This window comes from Streptomyces sp. NPDC087270, assembly GCF_044744625.1.
Classification (GTDB): domain Bacteria; phylum Actinomycetota; class Actinomycetes; order Streptomycetales; family Streptomycetaceae; genus Actinacidiphila.
Genome location: NZ_JBIUYR010000011.1, coordinates 299,358 through 318,079 on the forward strand (window position 1 = coordinate 299,358; position 18,722 = coordinate 318,079).

Genomic DNA, 18,722 nt, shown 5'->3' on the forward strand with positions numbered 1-18,722 from the left:
CGCCAGTCTTTCGATATCGATGAACGGCGTGCCACCATGCAGCCAACGCAAGTGCACTCGATATGCATTCGAGTGATGTCGCTTGAGCGCCGAGAATTCACGGTTCGGTTGCTTCGGGTGGCCGTTGCCGCGTTGCGGAGTGGCGTTGGCGTCCTCACGACCGGCTCCACCCGCCGTGCCGAACTGTCGAGGGGTGAGATGACCAAGCTGCGCAAGATGTCGACCACGTGGTGCGCGGGAGCTCTGCTGGCTCCCGTCCTGCTGTGCCATGCCGCGCAGGCCGACGAGAGAACCACCGTGTGCGCCGGCGCCGCGGCCACGTCGGCCGCCGGACCGACCGCCACCGAGATCCTGCAGGTGGACTACGAGAGCGGCACCCTGGATTCGGGGGTGCCGGGCCTGACCACCACGCACGCCACGGCCCCCGACGCCTCCGCTGTCGTGCGGCCCGGAGACGACAGCTCGTACGCGGTCCAGCACAAGGTGACGCTCGACGACCCGGGATACGTCTCCGACGGCGCCCCGCGCAGCGAGAGCGCCACCGACCAGCTGAAGAACGGGCAGTTCAACGTCGGCGACGTGCAGCGCTACGAGTTCAGCGTGCTGCTCAAGGACTGGCAGCCGTACACGGCGGGCGACAGCGAGACGGGCGACATCGTCTTCCAGGGCAAGTACGGAGACGCCCAGCCCCCGGCGTTCTACCTGATGACGAAGCGCAACGCGATCGCGTTCAGGTCGCCGCAGATGGACCGGCAGTCGACCGTGGTGCCCGACTTCCGCCCCTACGTCGACCAGTGGATGAACTTCCGGGTGGACGCGGACTGGACCACCGACGACACCGGCTACTTCAGGGTCTCCGTGCAGCTCCCGGGCCAGTGCGACTACGTCCCGGAAGCCGCGTGGGAGGACATCCGCACGTATCAGCCCGCGAAACCGACCGACCACGGCTACCTCAAGTGGGGCCTGTACCGGCCGTCGGAGTCGATCGCGAACGGCGACGTCCCCACGCGGATCGTCGAGCACGACGACATCCGGGTCTTCGACCTGTCGTGACGCGCGCCCGTGCCCGCTCGTCCAGGGACGCCGACCCGCTCCGTGCGGCGGCGATCCGAACCCGCGACATGAGTTCCCAGAGTTCCCAGAGTTCGCAGATTTCCCAGAACCACCAGATCCGACACCTTCAGGAGTACAGATGACCGACCACGCTTCCCTGAGCAGGCGCCGACTGCTGCAGGCCGGCGGCGCGTTGGGGCTGGCGGCGGCCGCGGAGTCCGTCCTCGCCGGCCGGGCCGACGCCGCGACCGCCGGGCGGGCCCGGACGACGGTGACCGACCTGGGCCCGGGTCTCGTCCAGTTCTCGCTGATGAGCGGGCTGCTGGTCGGTGACACCGTCTACGTCGGGTCACGCAACCTGGACCCCGCCTGCGTGGTCGGGTTCGACCGGTCGACCCGGAAGGTGGTGGCGCACACCCCCATCGACGCCGAACCCGAGCCCTCCATCCAGGCGCTCGCGGCCGACCCCGCCGGCCGCTACCTCTACGTCGGCGTCCTGCTCAAGGCCGACCAGGGCGGGCCGAACCTCTTCCGCTGGGACCTCACGACGCCGGACCGGCCCGCGGTCGCCGTCGGCCGGACCGAGGACCGGGACATCCGCGATCTCGCGGTCGCCCCCGACGGCACCGTCTACGCGGTGGGCGGCCTGCCGGGCAAGGCGCCCGCCCTGTGGGAGTACGACCCGGCCACCGGCGCTGTCACGAACCTCGGCGTCCCCGACCCGAACGCGACGCTGGCCAGGGCGGTCGCGGCCTCGCGGGACGCCGTCTTCTTCGGCGCGGGCAGCATCCTCGCCGGCGGGGGCGGCGCGAGCCGCGCGTCGCTGTTCGCCTACGACCGGGCGGCGCGCACCTTCGCCTCGATCGTGCCCAAGGAGATGGAACAGGACCCCAGCATGCGGGAACTCGCCGTCATGGGGGACCAGTTGCTGGCCAGCACCTCGGGCGCCGTGGAGCCGGGGAAGATCGCCGTGATGGAACTGAAGGACCTGTCCTCCTACACCCTGGTGACCACGCAGAGCGACACCATCAAGTCGTTCACCTGGGACGACGACCGGGTCTACTTCGCCACCGAGTCCGGGGTGCAGGCGTACACGAAGGCGGACCGGACGATCGCGCCCGTCACGTTCTCCGGGCCCGACCTCGGCGAGATCTGGGGCCTGGACCGCGTCGACGGGGACCTGGAGGTCGTCTCGGGCTACGGCTTCGTCGCCGAGATCGACCTGGCGGCGAAGACGTCCGTGGTCACCGACCTGCTGGCGGCCGGCGCGCCCGCCGGCCCGCAGCTGGGCATGGGCATCGCGGCCGGCGGCGGGTACGTCTACGTCGGCGGCAACGGCGGTGTCGCCCGGCACGACCGCAGGACCGGGGAGGTCGTCAACCTCCTGGTGCCCGGCGAGGCCAAGGACGCCGAGGTGATCCGGGGCAGCCTGTACACCGGCCAGTACGACGCGCAGGGCATCTGGCGGTACGACCCCGCCGCCCGGAACGCGCAGCCGCACCAGGTCGCGGACTTCCCCAGCCAGCAGAACCGCCCGCTGGACACGTCCTGGGACCCGGTCAACCAACTGCTCCTGGTGGCCGTGCAGTCCGACACCGAGGGCGGCGGCGCCCTGTGGACGTACGCGCCGAGGACCGGGAAGTCGGCCTCCTACGTCAACCCGATCGACGATGTCCAGATGGTCCGGGCGGTGGCGAACGAGGGCGGGGTCGCGTACCTGGGCGGCGACAACGCGGCCGCCGGGGGACCGGCGCCCGCCGTCGTCGCCGTCGATCCGGTGACCGGGCGGGAGCGGTGGCGGATCGACCCGCGGCAGCCCGCGGGGGTGGCCGCGCTCGCCGTGCGGGGCCGGTACCTGTACGGGCTGGGCAGGAAGGGCGGGCTGTTCGTCATCGACGTCAGGACCCGCACGCTGGTGCACACCGCCGATGTGAGCGCCGTCTGCACGGGGTTCGCCGCCATGGTCGTCAACCGCGGTACGGTCTACGGGGTTTCGGACACGACGCTCTTCCGCGTCCACCCGCGGACGTTCGCGGTCAGCACCGTGGTCGCCGGCATCGACGGCGCCTGGTACAGCGGCCCGCACGTCAACGCCCAGGGCGGTCTGCTCTACACCCTGCGCGGCCGCAACCTCGTCGAGGTCGACGACCGGCCGGCCCGCTGACGGGTCGCCCGCTGACGGGGGGCGCCCGCTTCCCGCTGTACGCCGAGCCGTGGCCGGCGGCGAAAGCCGCCGGCCCCCGGCCGTATCGACCTTTGATTGATATCTTTCGGTTGTCGAGTGAAGGTGGACGGCTCACGCTCGTGCCGAGAGAGGACTGAACGTGTTGGCTGAGGAACGGCGTGAGGCGATTCTGCGTGCTGTGGAGCGCCAGGGTTCGATCACCGTGAAGGAGCTCGCGGCGGAGATGGGCGTCTCCGCCGTCACGCTGCGCCAGGATGTACGGGAACTCGCCGGCCGCGGCCGGCTCACGCGCGTGCACGGCGGTGCGAGGGCGCTGGCCCCGGCCGAGCCACCCGCCACCACCGCTGCCACCGCATCCACCGCGGGCCCGGCGCCGGCCGGTGAACGGCATGCCGTCGGGCTGGTGGTGCCGCCGGGCGGCTACTACTACGCGGAGGTGATCCGCGGCGTCCAGAACGCGGCCCGCCCGCTCGGCGTCCGCGTCGTGCTGGCGGTCTCCGGGGAGTCGCTGGCGGAGAACCAGGAACAGGTGCGCCAGCTCCTGGCCGGCGGCGTCGACAGCCTGCTGCTGATGCTGCACTCGGGGCTGCGCCCGCTCGACGAGGCCGAGGAGTGGCTGAGCGGCCTGGACACACCGGCCGTGCTCGTGGAGCGCCGGGTGGGGCTGCGGGCCGGGCAGTTGGAGCAGGTGGCCTCCGACCACGCCTACGGCGCGGCCCTGGCGGTGCGCCACCTCGCCGGGCTCGGCCACGACAAGGTGGCCCTGGTGGCCCGGGTGGAGAGCCCCAACACCCCGCTGCTCAGCGCCGGTTACGCCGACGCAGTGGCGGCGATCGGGCTGACGCCGTGGCCGGAGTACCTCATCGACACCAGCGGCGACGCCACCGCGGCCGACGCGCGCTTCGAGGAGGTGGTGCGGGCGGTGGAAGCCGGCGAGGTCAAGGCGGCGCTGGTGCACAACGACATCGACGCCATCGCCCTGGTGGGCATCCTGCGCGCGCGGGGGCTGCGGGTGCCGGAGGACCTGGCGCTGGTCACCTACGACGACGAGGTGGCCGAGTTGAGCGATGTGCCGCTGACCGCGGTGGCCCCGCCCAAGCAGGCGGTGGGGGCGTGGGCCCTGGACCTCGCGCTGCGCCGCCGGGCCGACCCTTCCGCGCCGCTCGCCGAGATCCTGCTCCGCCCGCAGCTGCGGGTGCGGGCCTCCTGCGGTGCCGACCGGCAGGCCGGCGCCTGACCGACGAATAGCGTTTGCTTTCGTTTTCTTCATTCGAAATCATATGCATTGACTGGCTGTCGTGTGTAGCGAATACTTGCGGTGACACCCAAGCGAACGATCGGTGGCACATCATGTTTCGTAGCCGACTGGCAGCCCTGGCCTGCTCCGTCGCGGCACTCGGCCTGCTCGTCACGGGATGCGGGAACTCGGACGGCGGCGGGTCCGCGGCGGGCAAGGACACCGGGAAGGTCACCTTCTGGTCCTTCGTCAAGGGCTCCGACAAGGTCGCCGCGGCATTCAACCGGACCCACCCGGGCATCAAGGTGAGCTTCGAGTCGATGCCCTCGGGCCAGGAGTACTACTCCAAGCTCACGAACGCGGTCCGGGCCGGCACCGTCCCGGACGTCGCGGTGGTGGAGTACCCCCAACTGCCGCAGTTCGCCACCCAGGGCATGCTGGAGAGCCTGCCCGGGTCACTCGGCTCGCTGGTCAGGACCGACTTCCCGGCCTCCGTCCAGCGGCTGGTCCAACTGGGCGGCAGCACCTGGGGCGTTCCCCGTGACGCGGCGCCGCTGATGCTCTACTACCGCAAGGACTTCTTCGCGGACCACAAGATCTCCGTCCCCACCACGTGGGACCAGTACCGGGACATGACGCAGCAGGTCAAGAAGGCCGATCCGAAGGCCCGCGGCGGCGTGTTCTACACCGACGACCCCAGCCTGTTCACCGGCCTCGCCTGGCAGGCCGGTGCGCGGTGGTTCGGCACGGACAAGGACGCCTGGAAGGTGTCGCTCGACGACGCGGCCTCCCGCAAGGTGGCCGACTTCTGGGGCGACCTCGCCCGCAAGGACCTGGTCAGCTCGCTGAGTTCGCTCGACCCGTTCTGGACCAGCGTGCAGCAGAGCCGCACCGTCGCCTACGTCTGCGCGAGTTGGTGCGCGGGCTCCCAGCAGGCGACCGTCGCCGACCAGGCCGGCAAGTGGTCGGTGGCACCGGTCCCGACCTGGGACGGCAAGCCGGCCTCCGCCATGTACGGCGGCTCGTCGTTCGTCATCCCCAAGGGCGCCGGGAACAGCGCGGCCGCGGCCGAGTTCATCAAGTGGATCACCACCGACCCGCAGGGCATGAAGGCGTGGGTCTCCGGCGGCACCAGCAGCATGTTCCCCGCCGACCCCAAGCTCGTACCGGTCACCAAGGCGGCCTTCCCCACGACCTACTTCGGCGGCCAGGACGTGTACGCGGTGGCCGGCGCGTCCTACGACGCCGTCAAGCCGGGCTGGACGTGGGGTCCCGACATGGGCACCACGAACACGGCCATCGTCGACCAGCTCCCGAAGGTCGCCGAGGGCAAGGCGAACCTCTTCGACGTCCTCAAGGGCGCGCAGCAGGACACCGCCAAGGACATCCGGCACCGCGGGATGAAGCTCGTCCCGTAGCACCCGCGGCGCGCGGGCCCGTTCGGCCGCCGGACACCCGCCCGGTCCCCGGGCGCCGGTGCTGCTCCCGCACATCCGCCCGGGCCCCCGTCCCGTCCCCGCCCCGCACCCCCTCCGCGCTCTCCCGTCGAGAAAGGCCGGTATGGCCAGCCCGTCCGTCCGTGCCCAGCGCCGTACCGCCGCGCTGCTCCTGGCACCGTTCTTCGTCCTCTTCAGCGCCGTCGTGCTCGCCCCGCTGGTCTACGCCGGCTGGCTGAGCCTGTTCACCACCCGCACCTCCGGCCTCGGCTTCGGCGGTACCCAGCAGGTCTTCGCCGGCCTGGACAACTACACGCGGGCGCTCTCCGACCCGGCGTTCCGGAACGGCTTCCTCACCATCGCCGCGTACGCCGCCGTCTACCTCCCGGTGATGATCGGCGGCGCGCTCGTCCTCGCCCTGCTGCTGGACTCGGCCCTGGTCAAGGCGCGCGCCTTCTTCCAGCTGGCGCTGTTCCTCCCGCACGCGGTGCCCGGCCTGATCGCGGCCCTCATCTGGGTCTACCTCTACACGCCGGGACTGAGCCCGGTGATCGACCTGCTCGGGTCGGCCGGCCTGCACGTCGACTTCCTCTCGGCGGACAACGCGGTGTTCTCCGCGGCCAACATCGCCGTCTGGGAGTGGATCGGCTACAACATGGTCATCTTCTACGCCGCGCTCCAGGCGGTGCCGCGCGAGACCCTCGACGCGGCGCGGCTCGACGGAGCCGGCGGCATCCGCACCGCGCTGTCGATCAAGGTGCCGATGATCCGCCCGGCCATCGCGCTGGCCGTGCTGTTCACCGTGATCGGCTCGGTCCAGCTCTTCACCGAACCGAAGGTCATCTACAGCGCCTCCAGCGCGATCGGCAGCAGCTGGACGCCCAACATGTACGTCCAGACCGCCGCGTTCACCCGCGACGACCTCGGACTGGCCGCGGCCGCCTCGCTGCTCATCGCGCTGTTCGCCGCGGCCCTGTCGTTCCTCGTCACCCGCTTTCCGCGCCGCAGGAGGCAGCCATGACCGAGCCCACGACGCTCAGCGCGCCGCCCGCCGCGGCCCCGGCGCCGACCGGCGGGAAGCCGCCGGTCCGGCGCGGGCCGCGCCGACCCGGCAGCCGTCCGTCGCTCCTGCTGTCCAGGGCCGGGGTGACCGCGATGCTGGGGCTCGCCGCCCTGTACACGCTGCTGCCGATGCTCTGGCTGGTCCTGTCGTCCACCAAGAGCCGCCAGGACCTGTTCGCCACCAACGGATTCGCGCCGGGCCGCCACTTCGCGCTCTTCGGCAACCTGCGGTACCTGTTCACCACCGAGGACGGCGTCTACCTGCGCTGGATGGGCAACACCGTCCTGTACGCGGGCGCCGGCGCGCTGCTGGCGACGGTGCTCAGCGTCGCCGCCGGGTACGCCTTCGACAAGCTGGCCTTCCCCGGCAAGGAGAAGCTCTTCGCCCTGGTCCTGCTGGGCGTGATGGTGCCGGGCACCGCGATGGCGATCCCGCTGTACCTGATCGCCGCCAAGGTCGGCCTGGTGAACACCTACTGGAGCGTGTTCGTCCCCGGCCTGGTGTTCCCGTTCGGGGTCTACCTGGCCCGGGTCTTCAGCGCGTCCTACGTCCCCGGCGAGGTGCTGGAGGCCGCCCGGGTGGACGGCGCGGGCGAGTTCAGGACCTTTCGCCGGATCGCCTTCCCCATGCTCGCGCCCGGCTCGGTGACGATCTTCCTCTTCCAGTTCACCCAGATCTGGAACAGCTTCTTCCTGCCCCTGGTGATGCTGTCGGACAAGAAGCTCTACCCGGTCAACCTCGGCCTGTACGTCTGGTACTCCTCCGCGCTGTCCGAGGGGCACCCGCAGGACTACCTGCTGGCCGTGGTCGGATCGCTGGTCTCGGTGGCCCCGCTGGTCGTCCTCTTCCTGATGCTCCAGCGCTACTGGAAGTCCGGCATGACCGCCGGCGCGGTGAAGTAGCCGGGCGGGAGGCCCCCGCGGACGTCGAGCGGCCCGGGGGCGGCGTCGACGAAGCAGCCGGCCCCGCCCTCCCCGCTCTCCTCACACGTCACGGTGGCCCTTTCAGCCACACGCGTTTCGACGTGCATCGCTCCCGCACCACGGCCGCCAGGCATCGGAAAGCGCAGGCGGCTCGCCCTCGCCCGCCCGGGGCGACCTGGTCGAACGCCGCACGGCGCGGGTCGAACGCCGCAATGCGCGGCCCGGGGGAGGGCGGGACAACGGCCGAAACGCCCCCTTAACCACGGAGGTCGGCAGATGGATATTCCGACGTGGGTCACCGTGAACATGTCATGAACCTGACGACCGCCTCGGTGCCCGGTCCCCCATCCCCCCACAGCCCCGGCCTCGACGAAGCGGCCGGGGTCCCGGAACAGGAGAGACACATGCGCACCAGTTATGCCCTGCCCGTGGCCGCGCTCGGCGTGGTCGCCGCGCTCGGGCTGTCCTCCGGCGCGGCGTCGGCCGCCGACAACCCGCTGAGCCTGGCCTGCCAGGCCACACCGCCGATCGTCTCCGCGGAGACCTTCACCATCGACGCGGGAGTCAACGGCACCGCGCCGGCTTCCGTGGCCGCCGGAAGCGCCTTCACCGTGTCGCTGGCCCCGGACGCGATCACCGTTCCCTCGTCCGTCAACGGGAACACCGTGAACTCGATCAGCTCGCTGAAGCTGACCGCGCCGGTGCCGGCGAACGCGACGCTGACCGGCGAGTCGCTCAGCGGCGGTTCCGGGCTGGGCTCGGGCGCCCCGTCGGTCTCGGTGAGCGGCGGCACCATCGCGCTGACCGTGCCCGGCCCGATCAGCGGCGGCAGCACCTTCACGCTGCCGACGCTGAACCTGGACCTGACCGCCGGCGCCTCCGGCACCACCGTGCAGACCCAACTCGCCGGCAGCAGCTACTCCAGCCCCGGCCTGACCTTCACCGCGAACGTGACCTCCAGCATCTTCACGGTGAACGCGCCGACCGCCTGCTACCCCTCGCCGAACCCGGTGCTGACCTCGACGACCGTCTCCTGACAGCCGCGCACGGCACGGGCGACGGGCCCGGCACCGACGACCTGGTGCAGGCCGTCGGCGCCGGACCCGTCGCCCTCGACCGCACTACGCGGTCGCCGCGCCGGTGCTCGTCACGGCCCCGAGGTCAGATAGGTCACCGTGGTGCCGCCGTTGACCTGGCCGCCGGAGTTGTTGATCACATGGCTGATGGTGCCGCTGCCGCCCAGCGAGACGGTCACCATGTCGTGGAAGGACGATCCGCTGCCGGGCACCTCGATGGCGCGGTCGGCCACCACCGACGGGTTGGTGCTCATGTAGCAGTAGACGCCCAGCCCCCACGCCTGGTGCGAGGTGACCGAGTCGGCCACCTTGTAGGAGGGGTAGCCGTTCTCCCCGCCGCCTGGTGTCCAACTGGCGTTGTTCGGCACGTCGTAGGGCATCTCGGACTGGTAGAAGTACGTCCGCCCGCCGTTGCCTTTCCACAGCGTCTGGTACTGCTGGTAGTGCTCGACGGCCAGGCCGTACATCGTGACGTTGTTGCCGTTGACCACCAGCCCGTTGGCGGCGGTGTTGGTGTTCCAGCCGACGGTGCCGCCGTTGCCGTGGTCGGCGCGCCAGATCCACAGGTCGCTGCCGATGGTGTTCGCGCTGTTGACGACGAGGGACTGGGTGGCCTTCCCGGCGACGTCGCCACCGACCCGGAAGAACACGTCCTGCAACGTGGTCGGGTCGGCCGCGTGGCTCGCCGAGGCGCCGGCCGGGCCGATCTGCACCAGCGAGCTGCTGTTGGTGGTGCCCGCGCTGACGATCAGCCCGGCGATGTCGATGCCGTCCACGTCGGCGGTGGTGATCGCGGTGACGCCGTTGTCGGGCATCAGCGTGGCCAGGCCCAGGCCGAGCACCACGGTGTCCGGGCGGGTGATGTTGATCGGCGCGTTCAGGTGGTACACGCCGGGGGTGAAGAGCAGGTTCAGCCCGGAGGAGAGCGCCGCGTTGATGGTGGCCGCGGTGTCACCGGACTTGACCACGTAGAACTGGGTGATCGGGATCGAGGTCCCCGGCGTCGAACCGCCGGTCCAGTCCGGGCCGGTGGCGTTGGTGCGCAGGCTCGGCACCATGACGTTGTACAGGCCGGTCGAGTCCGTGTAGAGGTACGGCTTCTCGCGCACCGTCGGGGACTGGCCGACCGTGGTGTAGGTCGGGAACGACTGGGCGGGGGCGCCGTTGTCGCCGACGAAGACCATGTTCCAGTTCGACCCGGCCCAGCTGCCCATGGAGGTGTCCTGGGTCAGGAACTGCTGCTGGGTACCGGAGTTGACCTGGCCGGAGACCCGAGAGTCGCCGATGAAACCGCCCGAGGACCAGTTGCTGCTGTTGTTCCCCGAGGTGTTGTCGTCCAGGATCATGTTGCCGTGCACGTCGACCCGCCGGAACGGGTCGGCCTGCGAGACGGCGTACTCCAGCGTCCCCGAACTGGGCGTGTCGGAGAGGTTCTCCACGTCGCGCCAGAAGTTCTGGGTGGCGTTGCCGCCCGACCAGCCCGCGTCCACGTGCACCCCGCCGCCGGTCAGCGAGACGTCGTCGGGCGACGCCCCCAGGCCGGCCACCTGGGTGTAGAAGCCCACCGGGACGTCCACGTTGTAGCTGCCCGGCGTGAACAGCAGCGCGTAGCGGTTGTTGCCGAACTGGTTGGACTGCTGGGAGCTGTAGACCGAGTTGATGGTCGACTGGATCGACGACGACGACATCGACGGGTCGAAGATCTTCACGTTGGGGCCGAGGTCGGGGTTGTTCGGGTTGGTCGGCGGGGGAGTGCCGCCGGTGCCGCTGCCCGAGTCGTTCAACGCGAAGGACTGCGCGCTGCTGCCGTTGCAGGTGTACTGCTGCAGCTGCACCGAGTCCGCGGTCGAGGCGCTGGGGACGTCCAGGCACAGGCCGCTGTAGTGGTTGACGAAGTGGTAGGAGCCGCTGCTCTCCTGGACCGGCTGCCACTCCTGGCTGCTCCACCCCCCGTTGGACCACAGGTGGATGAGCGCGCCGTTGGCGGTGGACGGACCGTCCACGTCGATGGCGGGCTGCGCGCCGTTGGCGTTGACGATCGTGTAGTAGCCGGAGTCGGTGGCCGGTTTGAGCTGCCACTGCTGAGCGGTGCTGCCGTTGCAGGTGTACTGCTGGACGGCGGTGCCGTTGGCGGTCGCGGCCGCCGCCGCGTCCACGCACTTGCCGCTGTTGCCGGCCACCAGGTTGTACCAGGTCGAGGGGGAGACGGCGGCGTGCGCGCTGGCCGCGCCGACCGTGGAGAGCGCGGCGGCCACGAGTACCGCGGCCGCTCCGGGTCCGACCGCGCGACGCGCCGTCCGGCCCAGTTTCAAGAAACGTTTCATGACGCCCTTTCCCAGCGGGGTTCGTGTTTCTGAAACAAGAAGTGCGGCACATCCCGGACCAGCGCACCCCCGCGACCGTGGTGGCGCGCGTGCGGCTGATGAACGTCCGGCCTCTCAGCAATGTGTGTTTCATGAAAGAAGCAGAGCCGTTGCGGGCATGTCAAGACATTGGTCTGACACCGCACGTCAGCGGTGCCGAGGCACGGGGGACCAGGTGATCTCCCCGGCGAGTGCGGCCACGGGTGCCACCCGGCGGCGCGGGTCCGTCCGCCCGGCGCCGATGGTCAAGTCTTCATCTTCTGGACGCTGTTGAGGTCCGGTACGGCCGGGCGGCGGGACTGGACGGCAGGTGTCTACAGCTTGTGAACGCACAGGTCGGGGCGGGGTGGCGGGTCAACCGCGGTGCGCGGGCGCTGACTCGGCGGTACGGCCTGAACGCATCCGGTCAGGAAGGTTTGCTTACAGAAGCCTTGACGCGGTCTCGCGTTCCGTCGCAGACTCCGGTTCTGCTCGGCCGAGATGAAACACCCCCCCACCACCGGCCCACACGGAGCCACGCATGCGTCCCAGACACGGCATCGCGTCCCTTGCCACGATGGCCCTCGCCTCCGCAGCCGCCTTCCTCGGCGCTGCGGGCCAGGCCCACGCCGACACCGGCCTGCCCGCCCACTTCGCCGCCCCCTACCTCCAGATCGACGGCAACACGGCCAACGACATGGCGTCGGACATGAACGCCACCGGGCTGAAGTACTACACGCTCGCCTTCCTCACCCCGAAGTCCGGCTGTACCGCGGAGTGGGAGGCCAGCGGCGACTCGGTCGGCGCGTACACCTCGCAGATCAACGCGCTCAAGTCGGCCGGCGGCACCGCGATCATCTCCTTCGGCGGGGCCGAGGGCGGGGAACTCGCCCAGACCTGCACGTCGGTCTCCTCGCTCACCGCCGCCTACGCCAACGTCGTCAACACCTACGGGATCACCCGGCTCGACTTCGACATCGAGGGCGGCACGCTCGGCGACACCGCGTCCAACCAGCGCCGCAACCAGGCGCTCGCCGCGCTCCAGGCGCAGAACCCGGCGGTGCAGGTGGCCTACACCCTCGCCGTCGCCCCGAACGGCCTGCCCTCCCAGGAGTACGGCGTCCTCACCGACGCCAAGAGCAAGGGCGTCAACGTCAGCGCGGTCAACATCATGACGATGGACTTCGGGGACGGCGAGAACGCGCTCAACGACGCCGAGTCCGGCGCCCGCGCCACCGCGGGACAGCTCGCCGGCCTCTACGGCATCTCCACCTCGGCGGCCTACGGCCGGCTCGGGCTGACCCCGATCGCGGGCCAGAACGACGACAACGAGTACTTCTCGCAGTCCGACGCGCAGACGCTGGAGAGCTTCGCCGCGTCCAACGGCGTGCAGGAGCTGTCGTTCTGGGAGGTCGACTACTACGACAAGGGCGTCGGCTACGCCTACTCCCGGATCTTCAACCAGCTGACCGGCGGCGGGGGCGGCACCCCGCCGGGCGGCGGCACGACCGGCCGGATCACCGGATACGGCGGCAAGTGCGTGGACGTGGCGTCCGCCTCCAGCGCCAACGGCACGGCGGTGCAGCTCTACGACTGCAACGGCACCAACGCGCAGCAGTGGACGGTGGGTTCGGACGGCACCCTGACCGCGCTGGGCAAGTGCATGGACGTGGCCGCGGCCGGCACCGCCGACGGCAGCCAGGTGCAGCTGTACGACTGCAACGGCACCGGCGCGCAGGTCTGGCAGCACCAGTCCAACGGCGAGCTGTTGAACCCCGCGTCCGGCAAGTGCCTGGACGCGACCGGCCCCAGCTCGGCCAACGGCACCCGGCTGCAGATCTGGACCTGCGCCGACAGCGCCAACCAGCAGTGGACCCTGCCGAGTTGAGCTGACGCCAAGCCGCGGCCCCGGCTCCGGGGCCGCGGTCGGGGCCGGCCCGGCCGGGGAGCGTCCACCGCCCCTCGACCCGGTCCGGCCCGCAGCCGTGCCCGGATCACCACCGGCCCTGACCAGCGGCTTTCACGCGTGGTCGACCCGCGGTCACGGCGCCGGCATCGGAGTGCCGGATTCCGGTCGCCGGGTGTTCCGCAAGTGTTCAACTCGACGTCCGTGGCGGCGCTGTGTGCGGTCCCTAGGGTCCCTTGAGGCTCAGGAGGAAGGGACTCATGGACACACCCCTCGCGGTCCGGGCACGTGGGATCACCAAGTGCTTCGGCGATGTCGTCGCACTCGACGGGATCGATCTGGATGTGGCGCAGGGTCAGATCCACGGCCTGGTCGGGCCGAACGGCGCGGGCAAGACCACCCTGCTCGGCCTGCTGCTGGGCCTGGCCGTCGCCGACGGTGGGCGCCTGGAGATCCTCGGCGCACCGGTCGGGCGGGCGCTCGCCGCGCCCGACGGCGTCGCCGGCTTCGTCGACGGACCCGGCCTGTACCCCTCCCTCACCGCCCGGCAGAACCTCGCCGCGCTGGTCGCGCTGCGCGGTCACGACCCGCGGACCGGCGCGATCGGCGACGTACTGGACCAGGTCGGGCTCACCGACGTCGCCGACGACCGGGTCCGCGGCTACTCCCTGGGCATGCGCCAGCGGCTCGGGCTCGCCGCCGCCCTGCTCACCAGGCCCCGGCTGCTCGTGCTCGACGAACCCTCCAACGGCCTCGACCCGGCCGGGAAGAGACACGTCCACGGGGTGCTCACCCGGCTCGCGGCGGACGGCACCGCCGTGGTGGTCTCCAGCCACCGCATGGACGACCTGGAGGCGCTCTGCTCCGAGGCCACCATCCTCGCCACCGGGCGGGTGGTCTTCTCCGGCCCGCTGAGCAAGCTCGCCGCCGAGAACCGCGAACTCGACTACCGGCTGCTCAGCTCCGACCTGCCGGCCGCCCGCCGGCTGGCCGCCGACACCGCCGGGATCACCGTCGTGGACGACGCCCGGGCCTGGCGCGGCGCCGAAGCGCTCGTCGTCCGGGCCCTGGTGCCCGCGCTCGACGAACTGGTGGCCGGGCTGGTCCGGTCCGGCGTCGCGGTGCGCGAGCTCGCCCCCGTGTCGTCGCCGCTCGAAGCCGCGTTCCTCGCCCTCACCGAAGAAGAAGAGGAGGCCGGCCGATGACCGCGCCGCCGACGACCGTGGACACGGCCGCGACCGCCGCCGACGACGGCGGAACCGCCGTCGGGGTGCGCCCCGTCTCGGTGGCGCGTGCCTACCGCTTCGAACTGGTCAAGCTGGTCTCCCAGTGGCGCGTCCGGCTGCTGGTCCTCGTCTGCTGGATCGCGCCGGCCCTCTTCGTCGCCGCGGTGAGTGAGCAGAGCACGCTCCCCTCCGACACGCTCTTCGGCCGCTGGATGCACGCCACCGGGTGGGCCGGGCCGCTGGTGGTGCTCGGGTTCGCCGGCAGTTGGGCGCTCCCGCTGCTGACCTCGCTGGTCGCCGGCGACGTCTTCGCCGCCGAGGACCGGCTCGGCACCTGGCGCCACCTGCTGGTGGCGGTCAGGTCGCACCGACGGATCTTCGCGGCGAAGGCACTGGCCAGCCTCACCGTCATCCTGCTGCTCGTGGTCGGGCTGACCGCGTCCGGTGTGGTCGGCGGCCTCGCGGCGGTCGGCAACCACCCGCTGGTCGGTCTCGACGGCCACCTGCTGTCGCCGTCGTCCGCCGCCGGGAACGTCCTGCTCGCCTGGACCTGCGCGCTCGCCCCGACGCTGGCGCTCGCCGCGATCGGCCTGCTCGGGTCGGTCGTGCTGGGCCGGTCCCCGATGGGGCTGCTGCTGCCCGCGCTCGTCGCGCTCGCGATGCAACTGGCCCAGCTCCTGCCGCTGCCCGTCGCCGTACGCCTGGCGCTGCCCGGCTACGCGTTCATCGCCTGGAACGGCCTGTTCACCAGCCCGGCGCAGGTCGGGCCGCTGCTGATCGGCATCGCGGTCAGCCTGGTGTGGGCGGTGGCCGCGACGGCGCTGGCCTATCTGCTCTTCCTTCGGCGCGACTTCACCAACCTGACCAACGACGGCTCCGGACGCCGCGCGATCACCGTCGGGCTGCTGCCGCTGGCCGGACTGCTCGCCGTCACGGTCGCGGTCGTCGCCGTCGCGACCCCCTCGACGGGCTCCGGCATCGACCGGAACAAGCTGCAGCGGTCGGTCGCCACGGCCTTCGGGCACCTGTACCGGATGCAGACCGAGCAACTCAACCGCCCCGCCGTCACCGAGGCGCAGTTGCGGGTCACGGCGGCGTGCGACAAGAGCGACGGCCATGTCGCCGCCAAGGGCGCGGGCAACGACTGGCGCTGCGTCGTCACCTGGCACCTCCCCGGCGTCCAGGCCCCGGGCACGGCCGTCTACCAGCTCGACGTCACCTCCGACGGGCGGTTCGTCGCCGACGGCGACGGACCGAAGGAAGTGAACGGCTACTTCCTGGTGCGCTCCCCGACCGGCGACGTGCCGAACCCGCTCTGGCAGTTCGACGGCAACGTCGAACTGCTCCACGCCACCTCGAAGGGATAGCACCTGATGCAGGTAACACGCCGCCGAAGGCGGGCCGAGAAGGCGCATGTCGTCTTTCTCGGCCGGCGCATCGGCCGCCGGACGATCCTGGTCACGGCGGGCCTGACCACGCTCGCGCTGGGCGCCACCGGCACCGCTTTCGCCCAGACGCACCAGTTCGGCACCGAGCAGGTCGGCCAGACCACCGACAAGGGCCAGGTCATCTCCAGCGACCAGTACCTCGCGCCGTACGGCGACCGCCTCGTCATCAACGACGGCAAGATCATGTCGTCCTCGGTCAGCCCGGACGGCACCCACCTCGCGGCCTCGGTCACCGATGGCGACGGCGCGCTGACCATTGTGGACCTGAAGACCTGGAAGGTGCAGCAGCTCGTCGGCAACAACGCGGCGGCGAACCCGCGGATCAGCGGCAACGACGTGGGTCAGGAAGGCCCGTCGTACTCGCCCGACGGTTCGCAGCTGTGGCTGGGCCAGACCGACGGCTACACCCGCTTCACCGTGAACGCCGACGGCACCCTCGCCGACCCGGTGTCCGTCAAGATCCCGGCGGACGGCGCCAAGCACGCCCTGGTCGGGGCGGCGGTGTTCTCGGCCGACGGCTCCACCGTGTACTCCGCGGTCAACGGCCAGAACCGGGTGGTCGCCATCGACGCGGCGACCGGCGCCATCGAGCAGAGCTGGGCGGTCGGCAACGCGCCGCGCGACCTCGTGCAGGTCGGCGGCAAGCTCTACGTCAGCAACGAGGGCGGCCGGCCGGCGAAGAGCGGCGACACCACGCTCAACTCCTACAACACCCAGGTGCCGGCCAGCCCGGTGACCGGCGCCACCACCACCGGCACCGTCAGCGTCATCGACCTGGCGAAGCCGGCCGCCGCCCCCGCGACCATCAACGTCGGCCTGCACCCGACCGCGCTGTACGCGAAGAAGGGCACGGTGTTCGTCACCGACACCGCGAGCAACGACGTGGCGGTCATCGACACCGCCCGCGGCAAGGTCGTCCAGACCATCTCCACCAAGCCCTGGCCGGAGGCGTCGGTCGGCTACGAGCCCGACGCGGTCACGCTCACCGACGACGGCCACCTGCTGGTGACGCTCGGCCGCGCCAACGCGATCGCCGTCTACAAGTACCGCACCGCGCAGGAGCCGGTCAGCTACGTCGGCCTGCTCCCGACGGACTACTTCCCCGCGGAGATCACCACCGTCGGCAAGCAGGTGGTCGTCTCCAACACCCGCGGCATCGACTCCCGCCGCCCCACCACCAGCGCCGGGCACGGCACCCACGACACGACGTCCAGCCTGACGCACTTCACGCTGCCGAACGACCGCGTGATCAGGGCCGAGACCGCCAAGGTCTTCCAGCAGAACGGCTGGACCAGCAGCGACGTCAAGCTCGCCAAGGGCCACAAGGCGAAGGCGGTGCCGGTCCCGGCCCGGCTGGGCGACCCGTCGACGATCAAGCACGTCTTCCTGATCGTCAAGGAGAACCGGACCTACGACCAGGTCCTCGGCGACATGCCGCAGGGCGACGGCGACCCGGCGCTGACGGAGTTCGGCGAGAACGTGACGCCCAACCAGCACGCGCTGGCCACGCAGTTCGGGCTGTACGACAACACCTACGACATCGGCACCAACTCCGCCGAGGGCCACAACTGGCTGATGCAGGCCGACGATCCGGAGTACACCGAGTCCTCCGCCGGTGAGTACACGCGCAGTTACGACACCGAGGACGACGCGCTCGGCCACCAGAAGAGCGGCTTCCTGTGGACCGGCGCGCAGGCCGCCGGGAAGACCGTGCGCGACTTCGGCGAGTTCCAGCAGTTCCTGACCAAGCCGGCCGACGCGAGCTGGCAGAACCTGTACTGCGACGCCAGGAACATGAACGCGACCGGGCAGCCGAGCGGTTACACCCTCGACTCCTCCTCGCCGATCCCGTCGCTGAACAACGTCTCGCTGCCCACCTTCCCGAAGTTCGACACCAGCGTCCCGGACATCTACCGGGAGCAGATCTGGCAGCAGGACTTCGAGAAGAACGGTCCGGCGAACCTGAACATGTTCTGGCTCTCCAGCGACCACACCGGCGGCCCGGCCAGCCCGGCCGCCCAGGTCGCCGACAACGACCTCGCCGTCGGCCGGATGGTCGACACGATCTCGCACAGCAAGTACTGGAAGGACTCGGCGATCTTCGTCGTCGAGGACGACTCCCAGGCCGGCCTCGACCACGTCGACGGCCACCGCGCGCCGATCCAGATCATCAGCCCCTACGCGCAGCACGGCGTGGTGGACGACCACTACTACTCGCAGATCACCATGGTCCGCACCATCGAGCAGATCCTCGGCATCCACCCGATGAACCAGAAGGACAGCGCGGCCAGCCCGATGACGGGCGCGTTCCGGGCCAAGCCGGACGACACCCCGTTCACGGCGCTGCCCAACCGGACCTCGCTGACCGCCGGAGTGACCACCCCGCCGTCCTGCGGCGTGGACACCCCGGCACCTCAGGACCCCAAGGCGGCGGCCGTGCCGTCGGTGAGCGTGCCGGCGGCCGAGAAGACCGTGGCGGCCCAGTGGAACGCCTGGAAGTCGAAGCAGCGGCTGACCGGCCCCAACGCCGTGCCCGACTACGCCCCGCCGGCCCAGATGAACCACTTCACCTGGTACCAGACGCACAACTGGGCGAAGCCGTACCCCGGTGAGAGCAGGATCTACGCACCGGACGCCGTACCCGGCGCCTACATCCCGTCGGCGGACAACGACGACTGACACCGACGACTGACACCGACGACTGAGACCGACAGCGTCGAAGGGCCCCCGGACGGCTTGGGTTCAAGGGGTCGTCGCAACACCACTTGTTTCAGGTGGTGAGTAGATCACGTAGACGCTCGGCTGGGGTATCCCAGTCGAGCGTCTT

General features: G+C 70.9%; 12 protein-coding genes. 11 read left to right on the forward strand and 1 reads right to left on the reverse strand.

What is annotated here, in order from left to right; translation table 11 throughout:
• Positions 1 to 198: 198 nt before the first annotated feature.
• The 7 genes from ACIPAE_RS23490 (at position 199) to ACIPAE_RS23520 (ending at position 8,934) form a co-directional block, all read left to right on the forward strand.
• Positions 199 to 1,053 carry a heparin lyase I family protein gene (locus tag ACIPAE_RS23490; protein WP_402447623.1) on the forward strand — a complete coding sequence of 285 codons (855 nt, stop codon included), beginning with the start codon at positions 199 to 201 and terminating at the stop codon, positions 1,051 to 1,053.
• Between the two features lie 139 nt (positions 1,054 to 1,192).
• A complete protein-coding gene (locus ACIPAE_RS23495; RefSeq protein ID WP_402447625.1) occupies positions 1,193 to 3,217 on the forward strand; it encodes a PQQ-binding-like beta-propeller repeat protein in 2,025 nt (674 codons plus the stop codon).
• A 160-nt stretch (positions 3,218 to 3,377) separates the two neighbouring features.
• Positions 3,378 to 4,475: a substrate-binding domain-containing protein gene (locus tag ACIPAE_RS23500; RefSeq protein WP_402447627.1), complete on the forward strand. Its 1,098-nt coding sequence runs from the start codon at positions 3,378 to 3,380 to the stop codon at positions 4,473 to 4,475.
• Between the two features lie 113 nt (positions 4,476 to 4,588).
• Entirely contained in the window at positions 4,589 to 5,893 is a 1,305-nt protein-coding gene (locus ACIPAE_RS23505; RefSeq protein ID WP_366412581.1) for an extracellular solute-binding protein, read from the forward strand.
• A 142-nt stretch (positions 5,894 to 6,035) separates the two neighbouring features.
• Positions 6,036 to 6,932: a sugar ABC transporter permease gene (locus ACIPAE_RS23510; RefSeq protein WP_328468771.1), complete on the forward strand. Its 897-nt coding sequence runs from the start codon at positions 6,036 to 6,038 to the stop codon at positions 6,930 to 6,932.
• Positions 6,929 to 7,876: a carbohydrate ABC transporter permease gene (locus tag ACIPAE_RS23515; protein ID WP_402447630.1), complete on the forward strand. Its 948-nt coding sequence runs from the start codon at positions 6,929 to 6,931 to the stop codon at positions 7,874 to 7,876. Before ACIPAE_RS23510 ends, ACIPAE_RS23515 begins: the two co-directional genes overlap by 4 nt.
• A gap of 425 nt (positions 7,877 to 8,301) precedes the next feature.
• Positions 8,302 to 8,934, forward strand: coding sequence for a cyclase (locus ACIPAE_RS23520; RefSeq protein WP_366412583.1), 633 nt, complete (start codon positions 8,302 to 8,304; stop codon positions 8,932 to 8,934).
• A 110-nt stretch (positions 8,935 to 9,044) separates the two neighbouring features.
• Here ACIPAE_RS23520 and ACIPAE_RS23525 read toward each other — a convergent pair whose 3' ends face one another.
• A complete protein-coding gene (locus ACIPAE_RS23525) occupies positions 9,045 to 11,297 on the reverse strand; it encodes an RICIN domain-containing protein (protein ID WP_366412584.1) in 2,253 nt (750 codons plus the stop codon).
• Positions 11,298 to 11,856: 559 nt separating this feature from the next.
• On the opposite strand from ACIPAE_RS23525, the gene ACIPAE_RS23530 reads away from it, so the two are divergent.
• The 4 genes from ACIPAE_RS23530 to ACIPAE_RS23545 all read left to right on the forward strand — a co-directional run bounded on the left by ACIPAE_RS23530 (position 11,857) and on the right by ACIPAE_RS23545 (position 18,574).
• Positions 11,857 to 13,203 carry a ricin-type beta-trefoil lectin domain protein gene (locus ACIPAE_RS23530; RefSeq protein WP_329365203.1) on the forward strand — a complete coding sequence of 449 codons (1,347 nt, stop codon included), beginning with the start codon at positions 11,857 to 11,859 and terminating at the stop codon, positions 13,201 to 13,203.
• A 278-nt stretch (positions 13,204 to 13,481) separates the two neighbouring features.
• Positions 13,482 to 14,426 carry an ABC transporter ATP-binding protein gene (locus tag ACIPAE_RS23535; protein WP_366412586.1) on the forward strand — a complete coding sequence of 315 codons (945 nt, stop codon included), beginning with the start codon at positions 13,482 to 13,484 and terminating at the stop codon, positions 14,424 to 14,426.
• Positions 14,423 to 15,814 carry an ABC transporter permease gene (locus ACIPAE_RS23540; RefSeq protein WP_402447633.1) on the forward strand — a complete coding sequence of 464 codons (1,392 nt, stop codon included), beginning with the start codon at positions 14,423 to 14,425 and terminating at the stop codon, positions 15,812 to 15,814. Before ACIPAE_RS23535 ends, ACIPAE_RS23540 begins: the two co-directional genes overlap by 4 nt.
• Before the next feature lie 6 nt (positions 15,815 to 15,820).
• On the forward strand, positions 15,821 to 18,574 hold the full coding sequence (locus tag ACIPAE_RS23545) for a phosphoesterase (RefSeq protein WP_402447635.1): 2,754 nt from the start codon (positions 15,821 to 15,823) through the stop codon (positions 18,572 to 18,574).
• Positions 18,575 to 18,722: the final 148 nt, after the last annotated feature.

What these genes read in the sequence shown, in the direction of transcription:
- ACIPAE_RS23535 (WP_366412586.1), top strand. Translation starts at nt 13,482, where the DNA reads ATGGACACACCCCTCGCGGTCCGGGCACGTGGGATCACCAAGTGCTTC.
- ACIPAE_RS23495 (WP_402447625.1), top strand. Translation starts at nt 1,193, where the DNA reads ATGACCGACCACGCTTCCCTGAGCAGGCGCCGACTGCTGCAGGCCGGC.
- ACIPAE_RS23515 (WP_402447630.1), top strand. Translation starts at nt 6,929, where the DNA reads ATGACCGAGCCCACGACGCTCAGCGCGCCGCCCGCCGCGGCCCCGGCG.
- ACIPAE_RS23520 (WP_366412583.1), top strand. Translation starts at nt 8,302, where the DNA reads ATGCGCACCAGTTATGCCCTGCCCGTGGCCGCGCTCGGCGTGGTCGCC.
- ACIPAE_RS23510 (WP_328468771.1), top strand. Translation starts at nt 6,036, where the DNA reads ATGGCCAGCCCGTCCGTCCGTGCCCAGCGCCGTACCGCCGCGCTGCTC.
- ACIPAE_RS23540 (WP_402447633.1), top strand. Translation starts at nt 14,423, where the DNA reads ATGACCGCGCCGCCGACGACCGTGGACACGGCCGCGACCGCCGCCGAC.
- ACIPAE_RS23530 (WP_329365203.1), top strand. Translation starts at nt 11,857, where the DNA reads ATGCGTCCCAGACACGGCATCGCGTCCCTTGCCACGATGGCCCTCGCC.
- ACIPAE_RS23525 (WP_366412584.1), bottom strand. Translation starts at nt 11,297, where the DNA reads ATGAAACGTTTCTTGAAACTGGGCCGGACGGCGCGTCGCGCGGTCGGA.
- ACIPAE_RS23505 (WP_366412581.1), top strand. Translation starts at nt 4,589, where the DNA reads ATGTTTCGTAGCCGACTGGCAGCCCTGGCCTGCTCCGTCGCGGCACTC.
- ACIPAE_RS23545 (WP_402447635.1), top strand. Translation starts at nt 15,821, where the DNA reads ATGCAGGTAACACGCCGCCGAAGGCGGGCCGAGAAGGCGCATGTCGTC.
- ACIPAE_RS23490 (WP_402447623.1), top strand. Translation starts at nt 199, where the DNA reads ATGACCAAGCTGCGCAAGATGTCGACCACGTGGTGCGCGGGAGCTCTG.